The sequence below is a fragment of the Spirulina sp. LEGE 11439 genome, assembly GCF_059821285.1.
Map to the genome: position 1 here is coordinate 41,366 of NZ_JCAMRX010000007.1, position 20,045 is coordinate 61,410.

At 45.5% G+C, this 20,045-nt stretch carries 14 protein-coding genes and 2 CRISPR repeat arrays; of the genes, 12 read left to right on the top strand and 2 right to left on the bottom strand.

What is annotated here, in order from left to right:
* The first annotated feature begins 103 nt into the window (after positions 1–103).
* The 3 genes from AC6RV6_RS07005 (at position 104) to AC6RV6_RS07015 (ending at position 4,136) form a co-directional block, all read left to right on the top strand.
* Positions 104–1,558: a helix-turn-helix domain-containing protein gene (locus tag AC6RV6_RS07005; protein WP_500239902.1), complete on the top strand. Its 1,455-nt coding sequence runs from the start codon at positions 104–106 to the stop codon at positions 1,556–1,558.
* 80 nt (positions 1,559–1,638) lie between these two features.
* Positions 1,639–2,742 carry an SWIM zinc finger family protein gene (locus AC6RV6_RS07010; RefSeq protein ID WP_500239903.1) on the top strand — a complete coding sequence of 368 codons (1,104 nt, stop codon included), beginning with the start codon at positions 1,639–1,641 and terminating at the stop codon, positions 2,740–2,742.
* Positions 2,743–2,762: 20 nt separating this feature from the next.
* Positions 2,763–4,136: a tetratricopeptide repeat protein gene (locus tag AC6RV6_RS07015; RefSeq protein ID WP_500239904.1), complete on the top strand. Its 1,374-nt coding sequence runs from the start codon at positions 2,763–2,765 to the stop codon at positions 4,134–4,136.
* A 65-nt stretch (positions 4,137–4,201) separates the two neighbouring features.
* Positions 4,202–6,875: direct repeats of the CRISPR family, unit length 35 nt; unit sequence GTTTCCATTAATTCGACTTCATAAGAAGCCATAAG.
* 204 nt (positions 6,876–7,079) lie between these two features.
* On the opposite strand, the gene cas1 is transcribed toward AC6RV6_RS07015, so the two are convergent.
* Positions 7,080–8,969: a CRISPR-associated endonuclease Cas1 gene (gene cas1 / locus AC6RV6_RS07020; protein ID WP_500240190.1), complete on the bottom strand. Its 1,890-nt coding sequence runs from the start codon at positions 8,967–8,969 to the stop codon at positions 7,080–7,082.
* 331 nt (positions 8,970–9,300) lie between these two features.
* Between cas1 and AC6RV6_RS07025 the strand changes: the two genes are divergently transcribed.
* From AC6RV6_RS07025 to AC6RV6_RS07065, 9 genes are all read left to right on the top strand, one after another.
* A complete protein-coding gene (locus AC6RV6_RS07025; RefSeq protein ID WP_500239906.1) occupies positions 9,301–10,173 on the top strand; it encodes a CRISPR-associated endonuclease Cas1 in 873 nt (290 codons plus the stop codon).
* Positions 10,174–10,175: 2 nt separating this feature from the next.
* Positions 10,176–10,454: a CRISPR-associated endonuclease Cas2 gene (cas2, locus tag AC6RV6_RS07030; protein WP_500240192.1), complete on the top strand. Its 279-nt coding sequence runs from the start codon at positions 10,176–10,178 to the stop codon at positions 10,452–10,454.
* Positions 10,455–10,478: 24 nt separating this feature from the next.
* Positions 10,479–10,748, top strand: coding sequence for a hypothetical protein (locus AC6RV6_RS07035; RefSeq protein WP_500239907.1), 270 nt, complete (start codon positions 10,479–10,481; stop codon positions 10,746–10,748).
* 143 nt (positions 10,749–10,891) lie between these two features.
* Entirely contained in the window at positions 10,892–11,338 is a 447-nt protein-coding gene (locus tag AC6RV6_RS07040) for a hypothetical protein (protein WP_500239909.1), read from the top strand.
* 111 nt (positions 11,339–11,449) lie between these two features.
* Complete coding sequence (locus tag AC6RV6_RS07045; RefSeq protein ID WP_500239912.1) at positions 11,450–11,974, top strand: hypothetical protein; 525 nt, start codon at positions 11,450–11,452, stop codon at positions 11,972–11,974.
* Positions 11,964–12,263, top strand: coding sequence for a helix-turn-helix domain-containing protein (locus AC6RV6_RS07050; RefSeq protein WP_500239914.1), 300 nt, complete (start codon positions 11,964–11,966; stop codon positions 12,261–12,263). The genes AC6RV6_RS07045 and AC6RV6_RS07050 overlap by 11 nt, the downstream gene beginning before the upstream one ends.
* Before the next feature lie 296 nt (positions 12,264–12,559).
* Entirely contained in the window at positions 12,560–14,530 is a 1,971-nt protein-coding gene (locus AC6RV6_RS07055; RefSeq protein ID WP_500239916.1) for an AAA family ATPase, read from the top strand.
* 201 nt (positions 14,531–14,731) lie between these two features.
* Positions 14,732–15,103 carry a hypothetical protein gene (locus AC6RV6_RS07060; RefSeq protein WP_500239917.1) on the top strand — a complete coding sequence of 124 codons (372 nt, stop codon included), beginning with the start codon at positions 14,732–14,734 and terminating at the stop codon, positions 15,101–15,103.
* Positions 15,104–15,228: 125 nt separating this feature from the next.
* Positions 15,229–17,543: direct repeats of the CRISPR family, unit length 37 nt; unit sequence GTCTCAATGGCTTCTCTGAAGTCGAATTAATGGAAAC.
* Between the two features lie 29 nt (positions 17,544–17,572).
* On the top strand, positions 17,573–18,025 hold the full coding sequence (locus AC6RV6_RS07065) for a hypothetical protein (RefSeq protein ID WP_500239918.1): 453 nt from the start codon (positions 17,573–17,575) through the stop codon (positions 18,023–18,025).
* 90 nt (positions 18,026–18,115) lie between these two features.
* Here the strand turns inward: AC6RV6_RS07065 and AC6RV6_RS07070 are convergent, their stop codons facing one another.
* Positions 18,116–20,041, bottom strand: coding sequence for a hypothetical protein (locus tag AC6RV6_RS07070; protein ID WP_500239919.1), 1,926 nt, complete (start codon positions 20,039–20,041; stop codon positions 18,116–18,118).
* Positions 20,042–20,045 lie beyond the last annotated feature (4 nt).

Genomic DNA, 20,045 nt, shown 5'->3' on the forward strand with positions numbered 1-20,045 from the left:
AAAAATAAAGAAAAGTGAAGGATAGGGTCAAAAAATCAAGGAGGTCGAAGAGTATGAAGAAAACTCCCGATTGTCCCCAATCTCCAATTTCCTACTCCCTCCCATGCCCCGTTCCATCACCCTCAACCCAGCCCACCAAAAAATCGCCACAGATGCCCTCAAGCGCAATGGCTTTATGACACAGGGAGATTTAGCTGCCCATGTCGGTATCTCCGAAACCACTGCCAGTCGTTTTTTTAATAGTAAGCCCATTCGCACTAAATTCTTCGAGAATATCTGTGAAAAACTGGGTTTGGATAAGCAGACTCTCGCCAAAGCACCAACTTCAGATGTATTAACGCCAGATTCGACTCCATCGCTTTTTCTTTCCTACGATAGCGATTGGGTTGGTCGCGAGAGTCTCGTCACCGAACTGTCAACGGCATTGGATTCTCATTATCTGGTGATGATTTTGGGGCTGACGGGCATTGGCAAAACGGCATTGGCTGAATGCACTGTTGCTCAACGTTACGGTACCCTCGCCCCTCAACATTTTCAACGTGCCAACTTTGAGAATGGTGAGTACGACCGAGACTTTACCAGTATTGCCTTACAATGGCTGGAAACTTGGGGCGTGACCCTCACCCCAGATGAACGCCGACCCGAGGCACTTTGCGATCGCTTGCTGGATTACCTTGCCCATCATGACGTGCTGTTGCTAATGGATTCAATGGAAACGCTGCTCGCGACCGGGGAAGACAGTGGCGGACGCTTCAAAGATACGCTCTGGGTTCGCTTCTTCAACGGTATCCTCAGTGCCAATACCCTACACGGACGCATCATCATCACCTCCCAAGAGTTACCCCTTGAGATTACGAAGGAACGCTATCGTCAACGTTGGTATCGTTGTGTCCTGACAGGATTGAGCCAACCCGAACAACTGGCATTATTCGAGCAGACCGAACTCGAAACAGAAGACGGATCCAGAGAACGGGACATCTTACTGCGTTTGGGCGCAGCCTATCGAGGGCATCCTTTGATGTTACGGGTCATAATTGGGGATATTCATGAATCCTTTGCCAGTAGTATCACCGCCTACTGGCATGAAGTGGGTCGCAAAATCAAGGAAGTTGAACAAGCCCTTGCTGCCGCAGAAGCGGGTCAAGTCGAAGGCGCTCAAGATGAATGGAAGCTGCACGTTCTCACCCGCAAGGTTCGGCTTGAGGTGAACCAACAGCGCTTGCAAGATGTGTTCGAGCGCCTCCAAACCCAACATCCTGATGCTTATCTACTACTCTGTACCGCAGCCATCTATCGGATTCCAGTGGAAGTCAAGGGCTGGATGATGCAGTTGGCAGCGTTTACAGCAAGAATGGAAGGAAAACCCTGTGACGAAGAACGACAGGATTTAGCATTAGAAGAACTCCAGTACCGCTTTTTAGTCGAAGAAGGCATCAATACGAATCAATATCGAACATTGGGGCAACATCCTTTAGTGCGGAGTTCAGCATTGGAGCGGTTTCAGAAGTTTGTTGACGAGATGGAGAGTAGGGAATCGGGAATAAAGAGTCGGGAATAGTAGAGGCGTATTGCATACACCCAGTCCAGTTAACTTGCTATCAGTCATTGATAATTGATCATCGATCATTGAAATAATAAATGTTCTCTATCAGCGAAACCAAAATCCAACGCCTTGCCACCGCCAATAGCTATGACCGAGGGGAAGATTATTACCGTCGCGGTACGATTTTACAGCCCACGCGACAGGGCAACGTTCTCTCGGGGTATTGCGTGGGGACGGCACTGTACAATGTGACCATTGCTTTCAATGATACCGGAATTACTAATACTGAATGCAGTTGTCCTTACGATCGCGGGGGTCTCTGCAAGCATAGGGTCGCGTTGTTGCTGATGTGGTGTAGAACACCAGAATCTTTTCAAGAAGTCCCGACCTTGCAGGAAACACTGACCAAACACAGCAAAACCGAACTCATCGAACTGGTTGAGGCAATGATCGTGCAAGAACTTATATTGCTTTCGCTGGTTGTTGATTCCCCATTACCAACTCCCGATTCTCTACTCCCTCGCATCAACGCTGCCCTCGAATTACCTACTGCTCGTGCTATAGTCGAGGGATTTCAGCCGTTTATTGCATTAGCACGACGTTGTTTTGATGTGGGCGATATTTTCTATGCTGGGTCGCTATACTGTTTGCTACTCTCAGAACTTACGCAAAGTTACGATGCGGAACGCGAATCACTAGATTCCAACGGTGAATTGTGCGCTCTTTCATCCGTTTGGGTAATGGATTTACAAGCGTGTTTGGTCAATTCAGACATTCCAAAAACGCTGCAACAACTCTGGATCGGTGCGCTTGTTGAAGCCTACCGAAGAAATATTGATGGTGGTGAATATGCTTATGGGGTCGAGGCTGTATTGTTGGCGATCGACTCAGAACAATTAGAAGACGTTGTAGCAAACTTAGACGATCGCCAGACCCAAAATGCGATATTCAAGTTGTTGGAGAAAAAGACAGCGTTCACCCATAAGAAAACTATTGCTATTTCCGATTACCCTGCCGCAATCGAGAAGGAAATTAACAAGCGCCATCATCGTTATTATCGTCAAGCTGCACTTTATCTTCAAGAGTACAAAGCAATTTGTGATGAACAAACTTGGCTGAATTATATCAATTTACTACGCGATCGCTATGGTTCTTTGCGCTCTCTTTGGAAGGAAATTGAAAAGGCAGAATTACTCTAAATCAACCGAATTAAAATTTTATGAACATGATCAAGAATTGGAAAGCATCGGGTGAATTATTATTTCAAGCGTTAGGGATAAAATTAGATGATATCCCTTTTGAACATCTTGCCAGCTACACGGCAGTTCACTATTTTTTGACGGCTGAAAATCAACCCCATGCTAATGCTCAAAATCTCGATAAAGTGACACGATATCTCGAATCGTTTCATCATCTTTGTGCCGTAAGCGATTGGGATTTAGCTTATAAAATTATGTTTTTGCCTCTGGAAAGTTTTGATGACAATCACTTAACATTACAGTTGGATATTTGGGGATATTATGAAAAAGAAATTTCCCTTGGCGAACAATTATTAAACAAAATTTCACCTCAAGTTGATTTAGAATGTCTAATCGTAATAGGGGATGGATATATCGACCTCGGAGAATATGAAAAGGCTTGGAAAGTCTACCAACAAGGACTAGATTTATCCCACACCATTAATGATTCAGAGATGCAAATCACCTGTTTGCTGTGCCTTGGACTTGTTTTAAACTATCAAGGGAAGTATCGCGAATCTGTTGCATACTATCAAGAAGCTCTCAATCAAGATATCAAACTTTGCGATTTGAAAACTGAGTATCTCGTTCTCAAAGCGAGAATCTTATCAAATCTAGCGATGAGTTATTATAATTTAGATCGAAATAAAGAGTCACTAGATTGTAATGAGAAGAGTTTGAGCTTATTCCAAACTTTGGGCGATCGCAAAGGAGAAGCAACAACTTTAATCAGTCTAGGCAGAGACTATTACATTTTAGAAGATTATGAACGAGGATTCAAATTGGGCAAACAAGCATTAGCACTGGTTCAAGAAATTGGACATTCTTCGGGGGAAGCTGAAGCCTTAAACTTGTTAGGCATGATTTATTGTGCTACGGGGGATTTTCAACAGGCTCTTGAGGTTCACGAAAAACAAATTACCATCGCTCGTGGAATCGGAGATTTGCGTGAGGAAGCCTATGCTATGGGGAATTTAGCCGATCTTTACGAGACATTAGAAGATTACGATCTCTCTGCTCATTATGCTCAAAAACATTTAGCGCTTTCACAACAAATTGGCGATCGCAGAGGAGAGGGTGCAGCTTTACATTCTTTAGGAATTGTTTTCTTGGAGAAATCCCAATTTGCTAAGGCACTGGACGCATTACAGACAGCACTCATAATTTTCCAAGATGTGGAAAGCCGAAGTGAAGAGGCTCAAACCCTTGCAGATTTATCGGTAACTTATTGGCGATTAAATGACAATGAATCTGCTCTAAACTATTGCGATCGTGCCTATACTTTAGCTAAAAAATTAGACCTTTCTCTGGCGGATGAATGTCAAGACCTTCGACAACAAATACTGGATTATTAAAATTAGATAATAGGTTAAAACAGAAAAGCAGTTTTGACTTTTGTTACAGAAAAACTGCTTTTGTTGTTTCCATTAATTCGACTTCATAAGAAGCCATAAGCCTCACGAAGTTGAGGATTTGGGGTTCGTTGTGGGGTTTCCATTAATTCGACTTCATAAGAAGCCATAAGCTGAACGACACAGTGCAGGCCTTTGCCACATTCTGGTTTCCATTAATTCGACTTCATAAGAAGCCATAAGTCTCGTTTGGAGCCATACCGATGCCGGTCGGACTACAACCGTTTCCATTAATTCGACTTCATAAGAAGCCATAAGCGCAAATTCCGCTGGCGATCTGAGTGCACTTTATACGGTTTCCATTAATTCGACTTCATAAGAAGCCATAAGAAGTGTGTAATCTTAAATCTTATTTTGAAGAAGTCTGGAGTTTCCATTAATTCGACTTCATAAGAAGCCATAAGACGTGAAAAGGGCGTTTTCGATACCGAACAAAAGTTTCCATTAATTCGACTTCATAAGAAGCCATAAGATTTGCTCACGGAAACGCAACTGCTCAGTATCACGTTTCCATTAATTCGACTTCATAAGAAGCCATAAGGAAATTTCAGCTAAAAGTGGCGGAGTCATCGCAACGTTTCCATTAATTCGACTTCATAAGAAGCCATAAGCGTTTCTGGTATCCCTTCCACAGTTGGAAAGGCGTTGGCAGTTTCCATTAATTCGACTTCATAAGAAGCCGTAAGAACTGCCAGTTATCCACTGGCATTCGGGTCAAGGAGTTTCCATTAATTCGACTTCATAAGAAGCCATAAGAAGGACACAGGCGACAATTACAACTTTTTCATTAATGTTTCCATTAATTCGACTTCATAAGAAGCCATAAGCAACCGAGTACGACCCTAGCATGAATACCTCTGGTATCATTTCCATTAATTCGACTTCATAAGAAGCCATAAGTTTGTTTTCGTTGGTGGTGTTGTTCTGGTTATCTGGTGTTTCCATTAATTCGACTTCATAAGAAGCCATAAGCCCTAGCGTCCGCGAAGTGCGCAGCACCACGGGTTTCCATTAATTCGACTTCATAAGAAGCCATAAGTTGTACTGGGGGGTCTGGTTCGCTTTTAGCAACCAGATTAGTTTCCATTAATTCGACTTCATAAGAAGCCATAAGTGGATGTTAATATCGATGACACCGTCGGAGCAAGTTTCCATTAATTCGACTTCATAAGAAGCCATAAGTGCTCCTGCCGCTGCTTCCCTTGACCCCAACAACCAGTTTCCATTAATTCGACTTCATAAGAAGCCATAAGCTAAAGGTAAAGGTATTATCTGGACGTTTATCGAAAAGTTTCCATTAATTCGACTTCATAAGAAGCCATAAGCAGCTCCAGCGTTGACTCTCCCGAGTTCCAGCAGGTTTCCATTAATTCGACTTCATAAGAAGCCATAAGAAGATCCTGTCAATATGGTAGTGGTTTTCATTTGGTATGGTTTCCATTAATTCGACTTCATAAGAAGCCATAAGTAAAGGCGCAGGTTGTCGTCCCCCTTTCCTCGAGTTTCCATTAATTCGACTTCATAAGAAGCCATAAGCAGTGGGTATAGTAATCCATTGGATCCCACCAATCGTTTCCATTAATTCGACTTCATAAGAAGCCATAAGTTCGTATCCCAATCCCTTTTACCAATAGCGATATTTCATTGTTTCCATTAATTCGACTTCATAAGAAGCCATAAGCAACGGAGGAACCTTTACAAACGTCGAACTCATCCGGTTTCCATTAATTCGACTTCATAAGAAGCCATAAGTATTACCACCACTGGCACAGTCGCTGGTGGGGACATGTTTCCATTAATTCGACTTCATAAGAAGCCATAAGTTGCACAAAATGATGAGTTTCAAACTTATAATGTTGTTTCCATTAATTCGACTTCATAAGAAGCCATAAGTTCCAGCCGAAAACGAAAAGCGCTAACTAAAACTCTTTGTTTCCATTAATTCGACTTCATAAGAAGCCATAAGATGCTATCTTAGTCGAAACGAAAGCTTTCGCCATTGGGTTTCCATTAATTCGACTTCATAAGAAGCCATAAGCGTTCAGGTGCAGGTGACGAAGGTTTCAAATCGTTTCCATTAATTCGACTTCATAAGAAGCCATAAGAGATTTCACCGATCCAGCAACCCCCGTTGCCAACGGGTTTCCATTAATTCGACTTCATAAGAAGCCATAAGCCTGACTTTGTCTCGAATGCTGCAGCAGCTGCTGATTGTTTCCATTAATTCGACTTCATAAGAAGCCATAAGCATTGCAACAATATGCTGCATTTCTCTATTGAGTTATCCCAGTTTCCATTAATTCGACTTCATAAGAAGCCATAAGCTGTGAAAATTGATGCTATTGAAGCGGCACTTGCTAGTTTCCATTAATTCGACTTCATAAGAAGCCATAAGACCTCAAGGTAGGCACTTGGATTGCCTTCTCCATGTTTCCATTAATTCGACTTCATAAGAAGCCATAAGTTGCAGAACATAATCGAGAGGTGTACCAAAGCAATAGCTTGTTTCCATTAATTCGACTTCATAAGAAGCCATAAGGTAATAGACACAAGGGGTCTTTACCCAATTTCAGAATATGTTTCCATTAATTCGACTTCATAAGAAGCCATAAGAATTCTCGCAAATTCTGTCTAAGTACTCTGCTGAGTTTCCATTAATTCGACTTCATAAGAAGCCATAAGGGACTCCAAATGAAACCCTTACTGTGACTGTATTCTAGCAGCCGATTTTGTGGGGGTCAAGTCAAACCCAAAATAATTGAGGCCAATTCGCAATAGAGCCTTGAGGAAAACTCCTGTAACTCTTGCTATGACTGAGCTTTGTGGGGGTTAACGAAAGAATGCAGGTTACAGCGATTCTTCAACCCCCACAACAGTGTATTTTTCTTACATTTTTTTAAGCATCGGTCGATAAATTTCTCGTTCCTCCATCAAACAGGAAATATACTCCCAAACCTGAAGTTCAAAACAGCGATAATAACTGACTTTCTGCCCAGTATGGGGGTGGGTTGTTTCTAACGAAAGTTTATCTTGCCAATGCTTGAGATAAACTTTGAGAACACCAGGCTGGAGATAGACCCCACCCCGATTATCGGGAGGTGTAAAATCATCCAATGTAAAAATACCAGAGTTCACAAGATACATTACAAACGAATCCACCACAGGAGCGCGAAATTCCTCAATGAGATCGGAAACCAACGCAGGATGATTGTCCCGAGGTACATGGAGGTTGCCAAAATGGGAGTGCAATCCCACTGCCAAAATCAGCGAGTGCAAATTCTGATGCAGCAACGTATAACCCAAACTCAGCAGGCTATTCACCGGATCGGTCGGCGGTCGGCGGGTGCGTTTCTCAAAAGCAAAAGGTTCTTTGACTAATATTCCCAATGCCTGAAAATAAATCCGAGAGCCATTGCCCTCGTGACCCAAAAGCGATTCGAGGAATTCCACGCTATCAATTTTGTCCAAAGCTACTCCCAAAGCGTCAATAGCCTCGATAACTTCTGGAATTTTTCGCTCTCGATTCAACCGCCGCAACAAAATCCGATAATTGTGTAACTTCGCAAAAACAATCGCCTTAGCCTGTCGCAAAACAAATTCAAAATCCTCGGAACAATGAACTTGTCGCGTCAGATAATCCACCCTTGTCATGCCATCGGTTTGCAAGCGCCCGAAGTAGCGTCCTTGATAGGACAAAAACAAAACAGGAATGCGACGGCGTAAGGCCAAACTAACAGCGCCATGAGACAAATTACAACACCCAAATAAGATAATATAATCCACTGCATTAACAGGAACGGAAACCTTCACCTCACCATTCCGCAAGACTTGGAACTGACGGTGCTTCACCTTGACGTAAGCCCCTTGTTCGGTAATATAAAGTGTGGTCATGCCATCTCTCCATGAGTCCAAATATTTTGTGGGTTTTTGTTGTTTCGGCGCATTCGGCGTAACAATCGCGCAAGCCTTGGGTCGCGACGAGAGCGGCACGGATTTACGTTCTTTGGGTTGCGGTATTTTGCGTTCGGGGGGTGTAATCTCTCCCATGCCAAAGCGATAGCCCAAGAATACAAACTCGTCATTCGGCGCAAAAATCTGGGTCTTCTCGGGTTGCAGGGAAAGATACAATTGCGACAGCCATTCCTCAATGCGATGAAGAAACCGCGTGGCTTCAGTGAGTCCTCCAGTCACAATAATAAAATCATCACCGTAGCGGGTCAGGTAAGCTCCCGCATCAAGGCAACGCCGATCAAACTCACTGAGGTACAGATTCGCCAAAGCCCCCGAGAGGATGCCGCCTTGCAACACGCCGCGATAGTTCGGCACGGGCATTCCTCGCAACATCACGCCGGACTCCAACTGTCCTTTCACCCAACGCACCACCTGAGAATCCGTACCGAGCTTTTCCAAGTGCGCCAAGAGCAACGTTCGGCACAAACTATCGAAAAACCGCGAGATATCGGCTTTGAGAACCCATCGAGTCGAGGAGTAAACCTCCGCCACTCGTTCGATGGCGTGACGCACTCCCAAGCCCGGTCGGTAAGCAAAGGAACAATCGGTAAAGGTTTCTTCCAATGCGGGATACAGCAAGCGCAACAAAAAACGCTGCACGATGCGATCTTTGACAGTGGGAATGCCGACCAGACGATGACCACCGCTTTTCTTGGCAACTTGAAAGCCCAAGGCGGGAAAGGGAGAATAGACATCCCGTTGTAATTGCACCGCAAGGCGTTTGAGTTCTTCGCTGACAATGCCTGCAAATAACTCCACAGTCATGCCGTCGATCCCGGCAGCTTTGGTACGAGCGCGGACTTGTTGCCATGAGGAGAGTAGGGAAGGAAGTAGGGAACGGTCAGACCTCGCATCGGCGCAAGACGCAAGGGAATGCTGACTGGGGGGAGGAGGAGGACGCATATTCATCACCAGAGTTCAACACCTCCAACAAAGCAAATGCAAGATGGGGCTAAACATTGCCTTCGATTTTCACTTTTTTCAGTCCGAAGGCAATGTTTTACACCACAAAATCAAAATAAATTTCAGTTTTCAGACGCATCTATGGCAAAAGGAGCGTTTGGTGCAATGGTCTTAGTTCAGATTATTTCATCGAATGAAAACCATTTACCTCGCCCAACCGGGAACACACTTAGAAGCCGATACCCGCGACTTTGCTCTCATTCATGACGACACCATCGCCCATCGCCAGCCCATCCGCGAAACCCTGCAAGTCGTGATGTTTGCAGGCTGCACCATCGGATGCAGCGCCCAACGTGCCATCCGTCGCTATCGCATTCCCTGTAGTTTTATCGGCGACAACGGCAGCATCGCAGCCCAAAGCACCCTCAACGAGACCCCCATTTACTCGGACTTACAACAAGAACGCAATCGCGATCGCGAGTTCTGTCTGACCTTCACCCAGTCCCTATTGCGGGGACGATGGTACAACGCCACCCAATTGCTACACGATACCGATGCCAGCAAGTCGTGTATTCAGCGTCTCGAAAAAGCATTAGAAATGTTGCCCGCACTGAGCCATTGGAACGCATTGCAAGCATGGCACGCCGAGGTACAACGCCGCTACCATCGCGCGATTGCATCGGCTTTGGGTTCTCTCGATGGCTTTGCCTCCTCTCGTTCCCTTGCCTTCACCCTGCTGTCCCGCGAACTGTCAGCACTGCTGCACCAAGAAGGCTGTTCGGCAGAAATCGGCACATTCCACAAGCACTGCCAAAACCACCAGCCCCTTCCTTGCGACCTGATGGAACAATTCCGCCCTGTGGTGGAAACATGGCTTATCGCCAATGCTGTCATTGTCGAGGATTGCGCGGCCTTCATCGAGCGCTGGGAAAACTTCATGGCTTCGGCAATTCCTCATCCCTACATCGGCAAGACAACATTGCGAGAAGCATTGGCATGGCAGGTAAGCGAGTACGTTCGAGCCATTAGCGAAACCCTCGAATACCGTCCTTTTCTGTGGAAATAGCCGTGATTTATCTCATCTGCTACGACATTACCGATAATCGCCGCCGCCGCAAAGTATCCAGCTTGCTCGAAGCTTACGGCATTCGCATCCAGAAATCCGTCTTCGAGGCAACGCTAACCCCACCGCAATTCCGCAAGCTCCAAGGCAAACTCAAAAAGCTCATTGATGGCAAGAGCGACCAACTGCGGTTCTATCCCTTGTCAGTACAATGTCGCAACAACGCCATCATTCTTGGAGTGCAAGCAGATTTTGCCATCGGCGACGGCGCGGTGATTCTCTAAGGTTCTCAAAATTTCAATTTCTATATGGAAATTGTTTCTTTGTCCTTGTCTGCAAAAGCAACCAAACAACTCAGCGCCTTACCCGAGAAAACCCAACGCAAGTACGCAAAGGCTTTCGACAAGCTGCAATGTTGCGGGGCAAAGTATCCCAGCTTGAGAACCCATCGCATCTACATTCATTCTTACTCATCCGAGATTTCCCTTTGGAGTTCTTCGGCATCGATGGCGCTGCGGTTCTACTGGCATTATACCAAACCTCGCCGCGTTGAGGTGAAAGCACTGAATTCTCATTGACTCGCTAGAGAGAGGTTTTATTGACAAAGTAGGCTTTTGCAAACGTAATTACATTTTGAATTTCTGTATGGAATTTGAAAATTTGTAACAACTTCTCTCTTCAGCATTTCTTTTCTTCTTTTCTTCTACTTCCTCAAAAACCCATGTTTGACCCGCATTTTCTCTCGCTTCTCGAAAACAACTGCATCAACGAACTGTTGAATGCCTTGCCTGCTTCTTTATACGCCGATGACATTGAAACCATTCTGTCGTGGGTGACGAGCCTGACGCAATATCTCGAAGAAGAATTGATTCGTCACTGTTTGTCTCACTGGCAAAACGGCACGATTCCCGACTGGCATATTAACTTGCCCTGCATTCCCAATATCCCCAAGCCGAAGTACGCGATCGCTCAGTCGGTTCAATGGATTCCCTTGTTTGCCGACGACAACCCGGATACGGGCAAGGTCATCGGTCGCTTTTGGTGTTACGCCGCGCACTTGCGTTCTTGGCAGTGGTGCTACCCGATCTGGCTCGATGCCGACGCACCCGGTGCAATGCTCTGTCCGTTTGATATGGCATGGGAAATCGATGTGGAGGGAAGAAAGTAGAGAGAGAATCATTGGTTTTTTGTTTCCACCCCGTTCCTCATTTTTCTGAGCTTTTATTGTTCCTTCTTCTTTACCCTGAATCCCCCCTACTCCCTACTCCCTTATCCCCCCATGAAAAATTATCTGCGCTCCGAACCCCCTGGCTACTGGAAAGCCATGCAGGATTTTAATATTACCGTTATCCTGCAACATCTCGAAGAATTGACCCGAGGCGACTGCGACCCGGATAATATTCCCACTCTCGCCGCATTACTCGTCAAACATCTGGTTAACCTCCTGCACCCGGAAACCCTCGCGCCCTACTGCCATGCTTTGAATAACAAGAAAGCGGAGGAAATCGATAAAATTCTCACCGTAGCCCGTTGCCTGCCCCTACCTGCCGATTCACCTGCCTTCGTCCTCGATGCCGCACCCCCCGAGTTTCCCTTTGGCATGGCGGTGCGCTGGATTCCCTTGGATGACCTCGTACCGCCAGATTTCGGCATCGTTCTCGGTCGCTTCTACGGTTATATGCCCGAGCGATCGCGCTGGAGTTGGTGCTACATTGTCCTGCTCGACCCCGATTCTTCCTCAGCAAGATGGTGCAGTATCGATGCGGGCTGGGAATGCGACTTGGAGCGCTGGTATGATGAGTAAGCCAAAGCCCCTCACTTCACGAGAACTGGCATTACTCTCTCGCTATTGCCAGTGCGAACTCGGCATGACTCCGCAAGCCTTCTATGCAAAGTGGAACGTCACTTACGAGCAAATTGCCGAAATCTGCAATCGTTCTGGTTCTACCGTGCGCTGCTGGTTCGCTCGCGGGCAGCGCTACCGTCGTCCGACCGCCAATGATTTGCGGCATCTGGCTTTCATGGATTTGCTGTGGGAGCAATGGGATGAGTTGCCTGCCGAATTCAAAGTGCAATTGAAGTGCAAAGAATAGCTATTCTGTCAAGGTCGCGCCGCTCTGTCTTGCCAATTTCATCGAGTTTATGGTGAGGAAAGAGCGCGAATCAAGCGCTTCGGCTTCTGCGAAGTCGAATTAATGGAAACAACGCGAAACCCATTCGCACGCTAAGGCAAACCTCTCGATTTCTACGGATTTCGAGAGGCTTGCCGCATTCAGAAAAAATCTGGGTATCCAGATTCCCAGCTTGTCCTCAGTCGTTCGCAGCAAAACTTCTCCATTTTGCGATCGCCGCTATATTCTAGAAGTTCCACAACTCCGACTCCCTCACCATGCACCACTTCCTCATCGGCATTCCTGCAAGCGGCAAAAGCACCTTCACAGGTGTTCTCGCCACCGTTATTCCCAATGCCATCATTGTTTCCACCGACAGCATTCGCGAAACATTATATGGCGAGGAAACCATCCAAGGCAACTGGAGCGACATCGAAGCCAAGGTGTTTCGCCAAATCAGAGCAGCCGTTGCCAACGGCAAAACCATCATTTACGATGCCACCAATATCAAACGACATCAGCGTCTCAATTGGCTGCATTCCTTGCAGGATTTAGAACTGGAATGGCTGGCATGGTGTCTCGATACTCCCATTAAAACCTGCAAGCAGCGCAATCGGGATAGAGTGCGTCGCGTTCCGGTAAACGTCATTGACGAGATGGCAATCGCCTTAAAACAATTTCCGCCTATCGTTGCCGAAGGGTTTGCAATGGTGAGCAAAGTCAATGCCAATGCCGACGAACAATGGATTCAAGGAAAACTCGCCAGTATTACCAAGTCCCAACAACAGCACTGGCATCGCACCGCCAATTATCAATGGCACGCTTATTCTCACTTACTTGACTGCGATCGCCTGCTGCGTTTAATTGTTTTGCTCCTCGATAATGCCAAGGAAAATGAGGAAATGCTGGATCCTCCCGAAGCACTCTGCAAAGTCATGGAACAAAAATGGGGCAAACTTTATGGAAAACCCGAGGCGATGGCCAAAGATTTAGCATGGTTGCAAGCCAATGGCATCATTGCCGGCAATGCCGAGGAACAATGGCAATTAGAGAAAATGCCGAGAAATAATGCGATCGCTCATGCTTACTCGGATCGCGATGTTTTCTTACGAGTCATGGAGACGATTCGCTTTATCGCGCGGCATCCTTTTGAACGTGAAGCTGGCAAAAGCGTGCAGGAGGCGTTGCTCGAGGCGATGCAACAAGCCGGAGTTTACATTCCCAAGGGTGCGATCGAAACCCTGCAAAAAGATATCGAACGCATCCTTAAACCTTACGGCCTTCTCGATCGCAAACCTTACCGTCGCGGTTATTATCTGGGTACGGGGGTCTTCAATGCCAGCGAACTCAACCGCATCTATAATGCCCTGCAAAGTCTCGCCCCTCATGCCGACGATCCCGAAATTACGGCATTGTTCGACCTCGTAGAATATCGCTTGCAATCGAGTCATTTACTGCACGAGGACACGAAGTATCCCCTCAGAATGCTGGGTACCAAATCCATTGTCGATCGCGATCGCCTGCCGGGGTCTTCCCTCGCACGACAGCCAGAAACCATTGAAAATGCGATTCTCACAGGGGAATTATTGGAGTTTCAACGCCTACCAGGGAACGGCGCGTTCGAGAGCGATACAGCACGACATTTTCTCGCGTATCCATTGCAATTAGTGTTTCACCGCATTGCATGGTACTTGGGTTTCGAGGAAGCATGGGAGAAACAAAAAGGCTTATTGCGCTTTGAACGCTTGGATCGCTTATGTCTCGGTTACGCACAACATCGCCATCGCAACCTTGACGAACAATACCGCGCCCTCGATAAGCTCCATCAGCTTTACGATGCCAGTGCAGGGCTGTATTTGGGACGCGACCCCGAAATCCAACGAAAGTTCTTGCAAAAGAACAAAGATGCCGTCACGACAGTGGAATTGTGGGTAACATCTGATAAATACCGCTTTATTGCCGAAGGGACTCAACGCTTTCCTCGCAAGCAGTTGAAACTCTCAAAGCCACCCGGACGCTCTCAATCGAGCCTTGATGCCAAACTATTCTGTCTCAAAGATACCAAGGATCCGACATTTCCCCATCGCTTGCAGGTGACGTTGCCCGTTTGGAGCCTTGACAATATCGAACTACAACGCTGGATTCTGGGTTTCGGGGGTCATCTTAAGGTTGTCCAGCCGGATGCACTGCAAGCAAAGATTGCCGAGATGGGTAAGGAGATTGTTGAGGGAGTAGGCAATAGTAAATAGTGCAAAAACCTTGCTGAATCAGGAAAAAGTGTCATTCGCACGAGGGTTATTGTTTCGATTGAAATTACAGCTATATTAAGAACATGACAGACACATCGATGAGGACATGACTAAAAAAAACTACTCCCTACTCCCCAGCGCGTAGCGCTATAAACAGGACGGCGCGGCAAATACAGCAAGCGTAAATTCTCCAGAACTCCGGTGATATGTGGCGAGTTCACCCAAGGAGAAACAGCCCATGCCCAAGCCTGCCAGCCTTGCCGTCGTCCTGCTGCTCCTCCTCGGCGCAGTCAACCTACCCACCCACAACACCGCCCGCGCCGCGACCCTTTCCAACTGCACTACCTGCACGGATGCGAAGGGCAACCAATACTGCTGTCCGTAGTAGTAGCTCGCGATCGCATTCTGGTCTGGATGCGATCGCGTAATATCAAAATATTATGGTTTGCGACCGCTATTTTCCGGCAACCGGGGGGTCTCAAAATTGAGGTATGCAAAAAAATCGCTACATCCCTTATCCCGTCTTGGTTCTGGCGATTTCTCAAAAAAATCGGTAGCCGGACTCTTACATAGCAAGGGTTTCGGGGATTTTGACGGGGAAAAAAGTTGCTTTTTGAGTTCGATATTACGCTACAATTGGGGGGTATCCGGAAATGCCTCTTCAAACTCCGGTCAATTCGGCGTTTGAGCAGAGGGCAGTCTCAATGGCTTCTCTGAAGTCGAATTAATGGAAACCAGACAACCCTATAGACTCCAGTACAGATCCAGGGTCTCAATGGCTTCTCTGAAGTCGAATTAATGGAAACCCGCACGATCGCCCGGACAATGCTCGACCAGAGAGGTCTCAATGGCTTCTCTGAAGTCGAATTAATGGAAACCCGCTAAAAGTGAAGTTTCCAGCGATCCGATCGACATGTCTCAATGGCTTCTCTGAAGTCGAATTAATGGAAACCATAGAAATCATAGAATCTATGTTCTTCTAAACAAGTCTCAATGGCTTCTCTGAAGTCGAATTAATGGAAACTTGGGAAGTTGGTATCTGTTGCTGGTGCTGCTTTTACGTCTCAATGGCTTCTCTGAAGTCGAATTAATGGAAACTGATAATTTTAACTCTGTATTCACTTCTAAATTGTCTCAATGGCTTCTCTGAAGTCGAATTAATGGAAACATTGAGGTACTCCCCGATCGCCTTAGTAATATTGTCTCAATGGCTTCTCTGAAGTCGAATTAATGGAAACCGCCGGATGCACTCCAAATTTTTCTAGCTCGTCTCAATGGCTTCTCTGAAGTCGAATTAATGGAAACTTGCCAGTTAACATTGTTCTCCTAATTGAGCTAAACGTCTCAATGGCTTCTCTGAAGTCGAATTAATGGAAACCCCTAACTGTATTTATACAAAGATGAGGATCACGTCTCAATGGCTTCTCTGAAGTCGAATTAATGGAAACTCACCAATTGAGGTTAATATTAATTATTTTTCAAAGTCTCAATGGCTTCTCTGAAGTCGAATTAATGGAAACCAGTACACTGGCTGGCGAACCTAGGCTAACGGGGTCTCAATGGCTTCTCTGAAGTCGAATTAATGGAAACATTTCCCCCAAGCAACGACCATCGGCGATCGCATCCGTCTCAATGGCTTCTCTGAAGTCGAATTAATGGAAACCGATTCAAAGGACGCGATCGCTTAACTTTGCCGGTCTCAATGGCTTCTCTGAAGTCGAATTAATGGAAACGGTCATGTCCCCGACAAAAACTTTTTTAGGCTTTGTCTCAATGGCTTCTCTGAAGTCGAATTAATGGAAACGCTTGGGGAGTCGGCTTAGAGACTCAAATTCGGGGTCTCAATGGCTTCTCTGAAGTCGAATTAATGGAAACACTGATTTGCTGCGATCGCGCGGGTAAAACGCGGTCTCAATGGCTTCTCTGAAGTCGAATTAATGGAAACCTGCTTTTACCACTCGATGTAAAGGCAGAAATTGTCTCAATGGCTTCTCTGAAGTCGAATTAATGGAAACTCTGGACTTGCGCCCGTAGCCTGCACGATGACTTCGTGTCTCAATGGCTTCTCTGAAGTCGAATTAATGGAAACCAATGGTAGAAAATTAATAAAATGATGCAAATAGTGTCTCAATGGCTTCTCTGAAGTCGAATTAATGGAAACCGGCTCGAATAGTTCAAGAGGACGAACCTCAGAGGTCTCAATGGCTTCTCTGAAGTCGAATTAATGGAAACGTTTCCATTGGTCACTGAGAGGAAGAAACTACTTGTCTCAATGGCTTCTCTGAAGTCGAATTAATGGAAACCCACGATTTACCCTACCTTAACGTCTACGATACGTCTCAATGGCTTCTCTGAAGTCGAATTAATGGAAACCTCGTATTTCATGCGGAATGATCCGCAATGATCGTCTCAATGGCTTCTCTGAAGTCGAATTAATGGAAACAACATTACCAATAGCCTCACCGTTACTCTCATCTTGTCTCAATGGCTTCTCTGAAGTCGAATTAATGGAAACCAAGAAAGACTTTCTTATACACTTCTGATTCAGGTCTCAATGGCTTCTCTGAAGTCGAATTAATGGAAACGTGCAGTTTCCAAAAGAAGCCCTTGCAAACTGTTGAGTCTCAATGGCTTCTCTGAAGTCGAATTAATGGAAACCGCAATTGAATTAGCCCATTTTCGCTGCTTGGGGTCTCAATGGCTTCTCTGAAGTCGAATTAATGGAAACACGCCAATCGCTCCTACGGTAAAAGCAGCACCAGCGTCTCAATGGCTTCTCTGAAGTCGAATTAATGGAAACCCTTGAGACTGAAGACTATTTATCGCTTTCTGAGTCTCAATGGCTTCTCTGAAGTCGAATTAATGGAAACCCCAAATAGCGGTGATTATCGCTTGTCTTCACCCAGTCTCAATGGCTTCTCTGAAGTCGAATTAATGGAAACCCCGTAAAATCCGTGTTGCCAACAGCTTCGCCATGTCTCAATGGCTTCTCTGAAGTCGAATTAATGGAAACTGAGTTTCATGTCATTTAGCCTTATTTGAATGGGTCTCAATGGCTTCTTTGAAGTCGAATTAGAAAATGGAAACCAAAAAGGGTGCAGTTCACAACCGCACCCCGCGCTAGTTCTAACGGCTTCTCTAAACTCCAATTCCCGACAGAAATCAAAAAATTCCGGTCAGTCGCACGAACTCATCGAAAAGCTCACTAGCCACTCCAAATTCCGTGCTAAAGTAAAAAATAAGAAAACAGCCAAGGCAATGCAGATTATTTGTCGCATTCCTAAGAGGCTGCCAATGCAAAGACTCCGCACTGCCATCAACCGAGCCAAAGCCACTGCCGGACAATACTGCACCCGCAGCATCGGCATCAAAGCCGTCGCCATTACCGCCTGCGCCATTGCCGGACTCACCGCCCATCCTGCCATCACCACCACCTTCAACGCAATTGCGTGGCTGGTGGTAGAGGTGGCCAACGAAAAACACGATGAGGATTAAAGAAGGCGATAAAAACAGCGCATCCCGATCCTGCCAAAGGAATCGGGGTTATTTTTGTGCGATCTCGCTGGCTTCAAAAATTGGGGAAGGTTAGCGATCGCGATCGAGCATTTCAATGACCCATCGGCGAATATCAGAATAGAGATAGTGGGGTTCTGCGAAGGAATCGAGATAATCAGAATGTTCTGGGTATATCGAAGGAGGAAATGTTGTTTGCATTAACTTTTGGGTCTGAACGCAAATTTCAGACATCACGGACAGAATTGTTTGTGGCGGATCGGCAGCATCTTCAATTGACTGTCTAATTTGAGGATCGAACCAATCTTCCCTCAGAATAGGCTGCCTCAATCTTTTGCGATCTTCATGAAGAACAGCTTGCATTCGTTCCTTAGAAATTCCTTTGGCAGCATGAATTAATTTGTTACGCTTGACATACCAATAATTTAGCTTTTCCATTTTCGTACACAGTTTATCAAATAATTCGATACGATCTGGATTATTTTGTACTTTAATCAAAGCCCGAACAAAATTTACTTTTGTTGGACGACCGGGTAGTTTGAATTTATCTCCATATTGTCGATCGTCTAACGCATTAACCCAGCGTCCTGCGTTGAGATGAATATGATTTCTCAAAAGGTTCCTCAACTTTGAATTATATTGCTGTTCTAATTCGTAAAATTGTTGAGCGAGAGACTGATTCTCATCAATTAACTTTTGGGTCTGCAAGAACCAATCGCCTTGCAATCGCGGTCGGTCAAAATACTTTGCCCCTCCTCGTGCATGAATTAACTCGTGAAGCACTTCTTCGTAAAATGAACCCATACGAGTTAAAAAATCTGCCATGCGATCAGTCTCCCAAAGCAAACAGCATTGTGCGTACAAATTAAGCAACTTGGGAAAATGCTTGTACTCCTCACTCTGTTGATAGGGATAATTATCCGCCAGCAATTTCAGATCGTCTAAACGAATGCAATGCTTCTCAGCATGATCATTATCAAGATTGAAATAACCTACCGCCATTTTCAAGGCTTTCGTAACCGACTCAATGCGATCGCAACTTTCAGAAATTTCGGCACTTTCTGCTTTAGGCAATTCTTCTTGCAATCTCTTCAAAATCTCCTTCCATGCCGTCAAAATCACATTTGTCCCATCAAAATCCCAACACGTTAAAAGTCTTTTCACGACTTGATATTTTTGTACCGACTGGTAACGCCAATACGAAACTCGATCGCATTGAGATGCCTCGCCAGCCAACAGTTTTTTAATAGATAGCTGTGGCTCTAAATAAATTTGGTTATCGCGATCGGAAGAAATCGCCTGCACGCGCAATGCGGTTTGCATTTGTGGCGTACCGCCCTTAACACTAATGAGAATTTCTTCATCGGATGCGAGGGATTTAAACGCAGAAGATTTGAAAAAGTCATAATATATTTCAAATAAACCGTCTTGATCGATCGCTTTAACGCCTTTAGGAATAGTAATATCGTGCAATGTAACTTTGCCTGCAAATTCTTGCTCGAACCAATACTTGAGAATCTCAAACAAATGCACGGTATCGTCGCGGTGAGGCTGATCCGTTACAAACATATAAACATCAGAAACCGAATAATCGGCGATCGCATCTTCAATCACACCTAATAAACGACCGGGGCGAATGCGGCGATGCCATCGATCGGGATTATCCTGATATTCCTGCAATAAGCGTTCTGTAAAGTCTCGACAGGAAAAAAAGAACTTTGCCGAATCAAATACAACGCCCCATTTTTGACAAAAACCTCGGGTCATAATTTTCTGTCGGTGCTTCCACAACAATTTTTCAACATCGTCGAGTTCTGCGATCGCTTCTTTCTGATTTGGTTCATTGCGATCGAAGCCTATTGGCAGATAATAATCCCGTTGGGATGCAGATAGTTTGTCAGGCAGTTCTAAAGATTTGAGAAATTCTGAATTCTGCAAAAATTGATTGATTTGTAAAGCGAGATCGGAAGTGCCAATATTTGCGATGAGAATAGTCATGATT

Bases quoted from the DNA above. Each gene is read 5' to 3' on its own strand.
- AC6RV6_RS07005 (WP_500239902.1), top strand. From the start codon at position 104: ATGCCCCGTTCCATCACCCTCAACCCAGCCCACCAAAAAATCGCCACA.
- AC6RV6_RS07010 (WP_500239903.1), top strand. From the start codon at position 1,639: ATGTTCTCTATCAGCGAAACCAAAATCCAACGCCTTGCCACCGCCAAT.
- AC6RV6_RS07015 (WP_500239904.1), top strand. From the start codon at position 2,763: ATGAACATGATCAAGAATTGGAAAGCATCGGGTGAATTATTATTTCAA.
- cas1 (WP_500240190.1), bottom strand. From the start codon at position 8,969: ATGACTGTGGAGTTATTTGCAGGCATTGTCAGCGAAGAACTCAAACGC.
- AC6RV6_RS07025 (WP_500239906.1), top strand. From the start codon at position 9,301: ATGAAAACCATTTACCTCGCCCAACCGGGAACACACTTAGAAGCCGAT.
- AC6RV6_RS07035 (WP_500239907.1), top strand. From the start codon at position 10,479: ATGGAAATTGTTTCTTTGTCCTTGTCTGCAAAAGCAACCAAACAACTC.
- AC6RV6_RS07040 (WP_500239909.1), top strand. From the start codon at position 10,892: ATGTTTGACCCGCATTTTCTCTCGCTTCTCGAAAACAACTGCATCAAC.
- AC6RV6_RS07045 (WP_500239912.1), top strand. From the start codon at position 11,450: ATGAAAAATTATCTGCGCTCCGAACCCCCTGGCTACTGGAAAGCCATG.
- AC6RV6_RS07050 (WP_500239914.1), top strand. From the start codon at position 11,964: ATGATGAGTAAGCCAAAGCCCCTCACTTCACGAGAACTGGCATTACTC.
- AC6RV6_RS07055 (WP_500239916.1), top strand. From the start codon at position 12,560: ATGCACCACTTCCTCATCGGCATTCCTGCAAGCGGCAAAAGCACCTTC.
- AC6RV6_RS07065 (WP_500239918.1), top strand. From the start codon at position 17,573: ATGGGTCTCAATGGCTTCTTTGAAGTCGAATTAGAAAATGGAAACCAA.
- AC6RV6_RS07070 (WP_500239919.1), bottom strand. From the start codon at position 20,041: ATGACTATTCTCATCGCAAATATTGGCACTTCCGATCTCGCTTTACAA.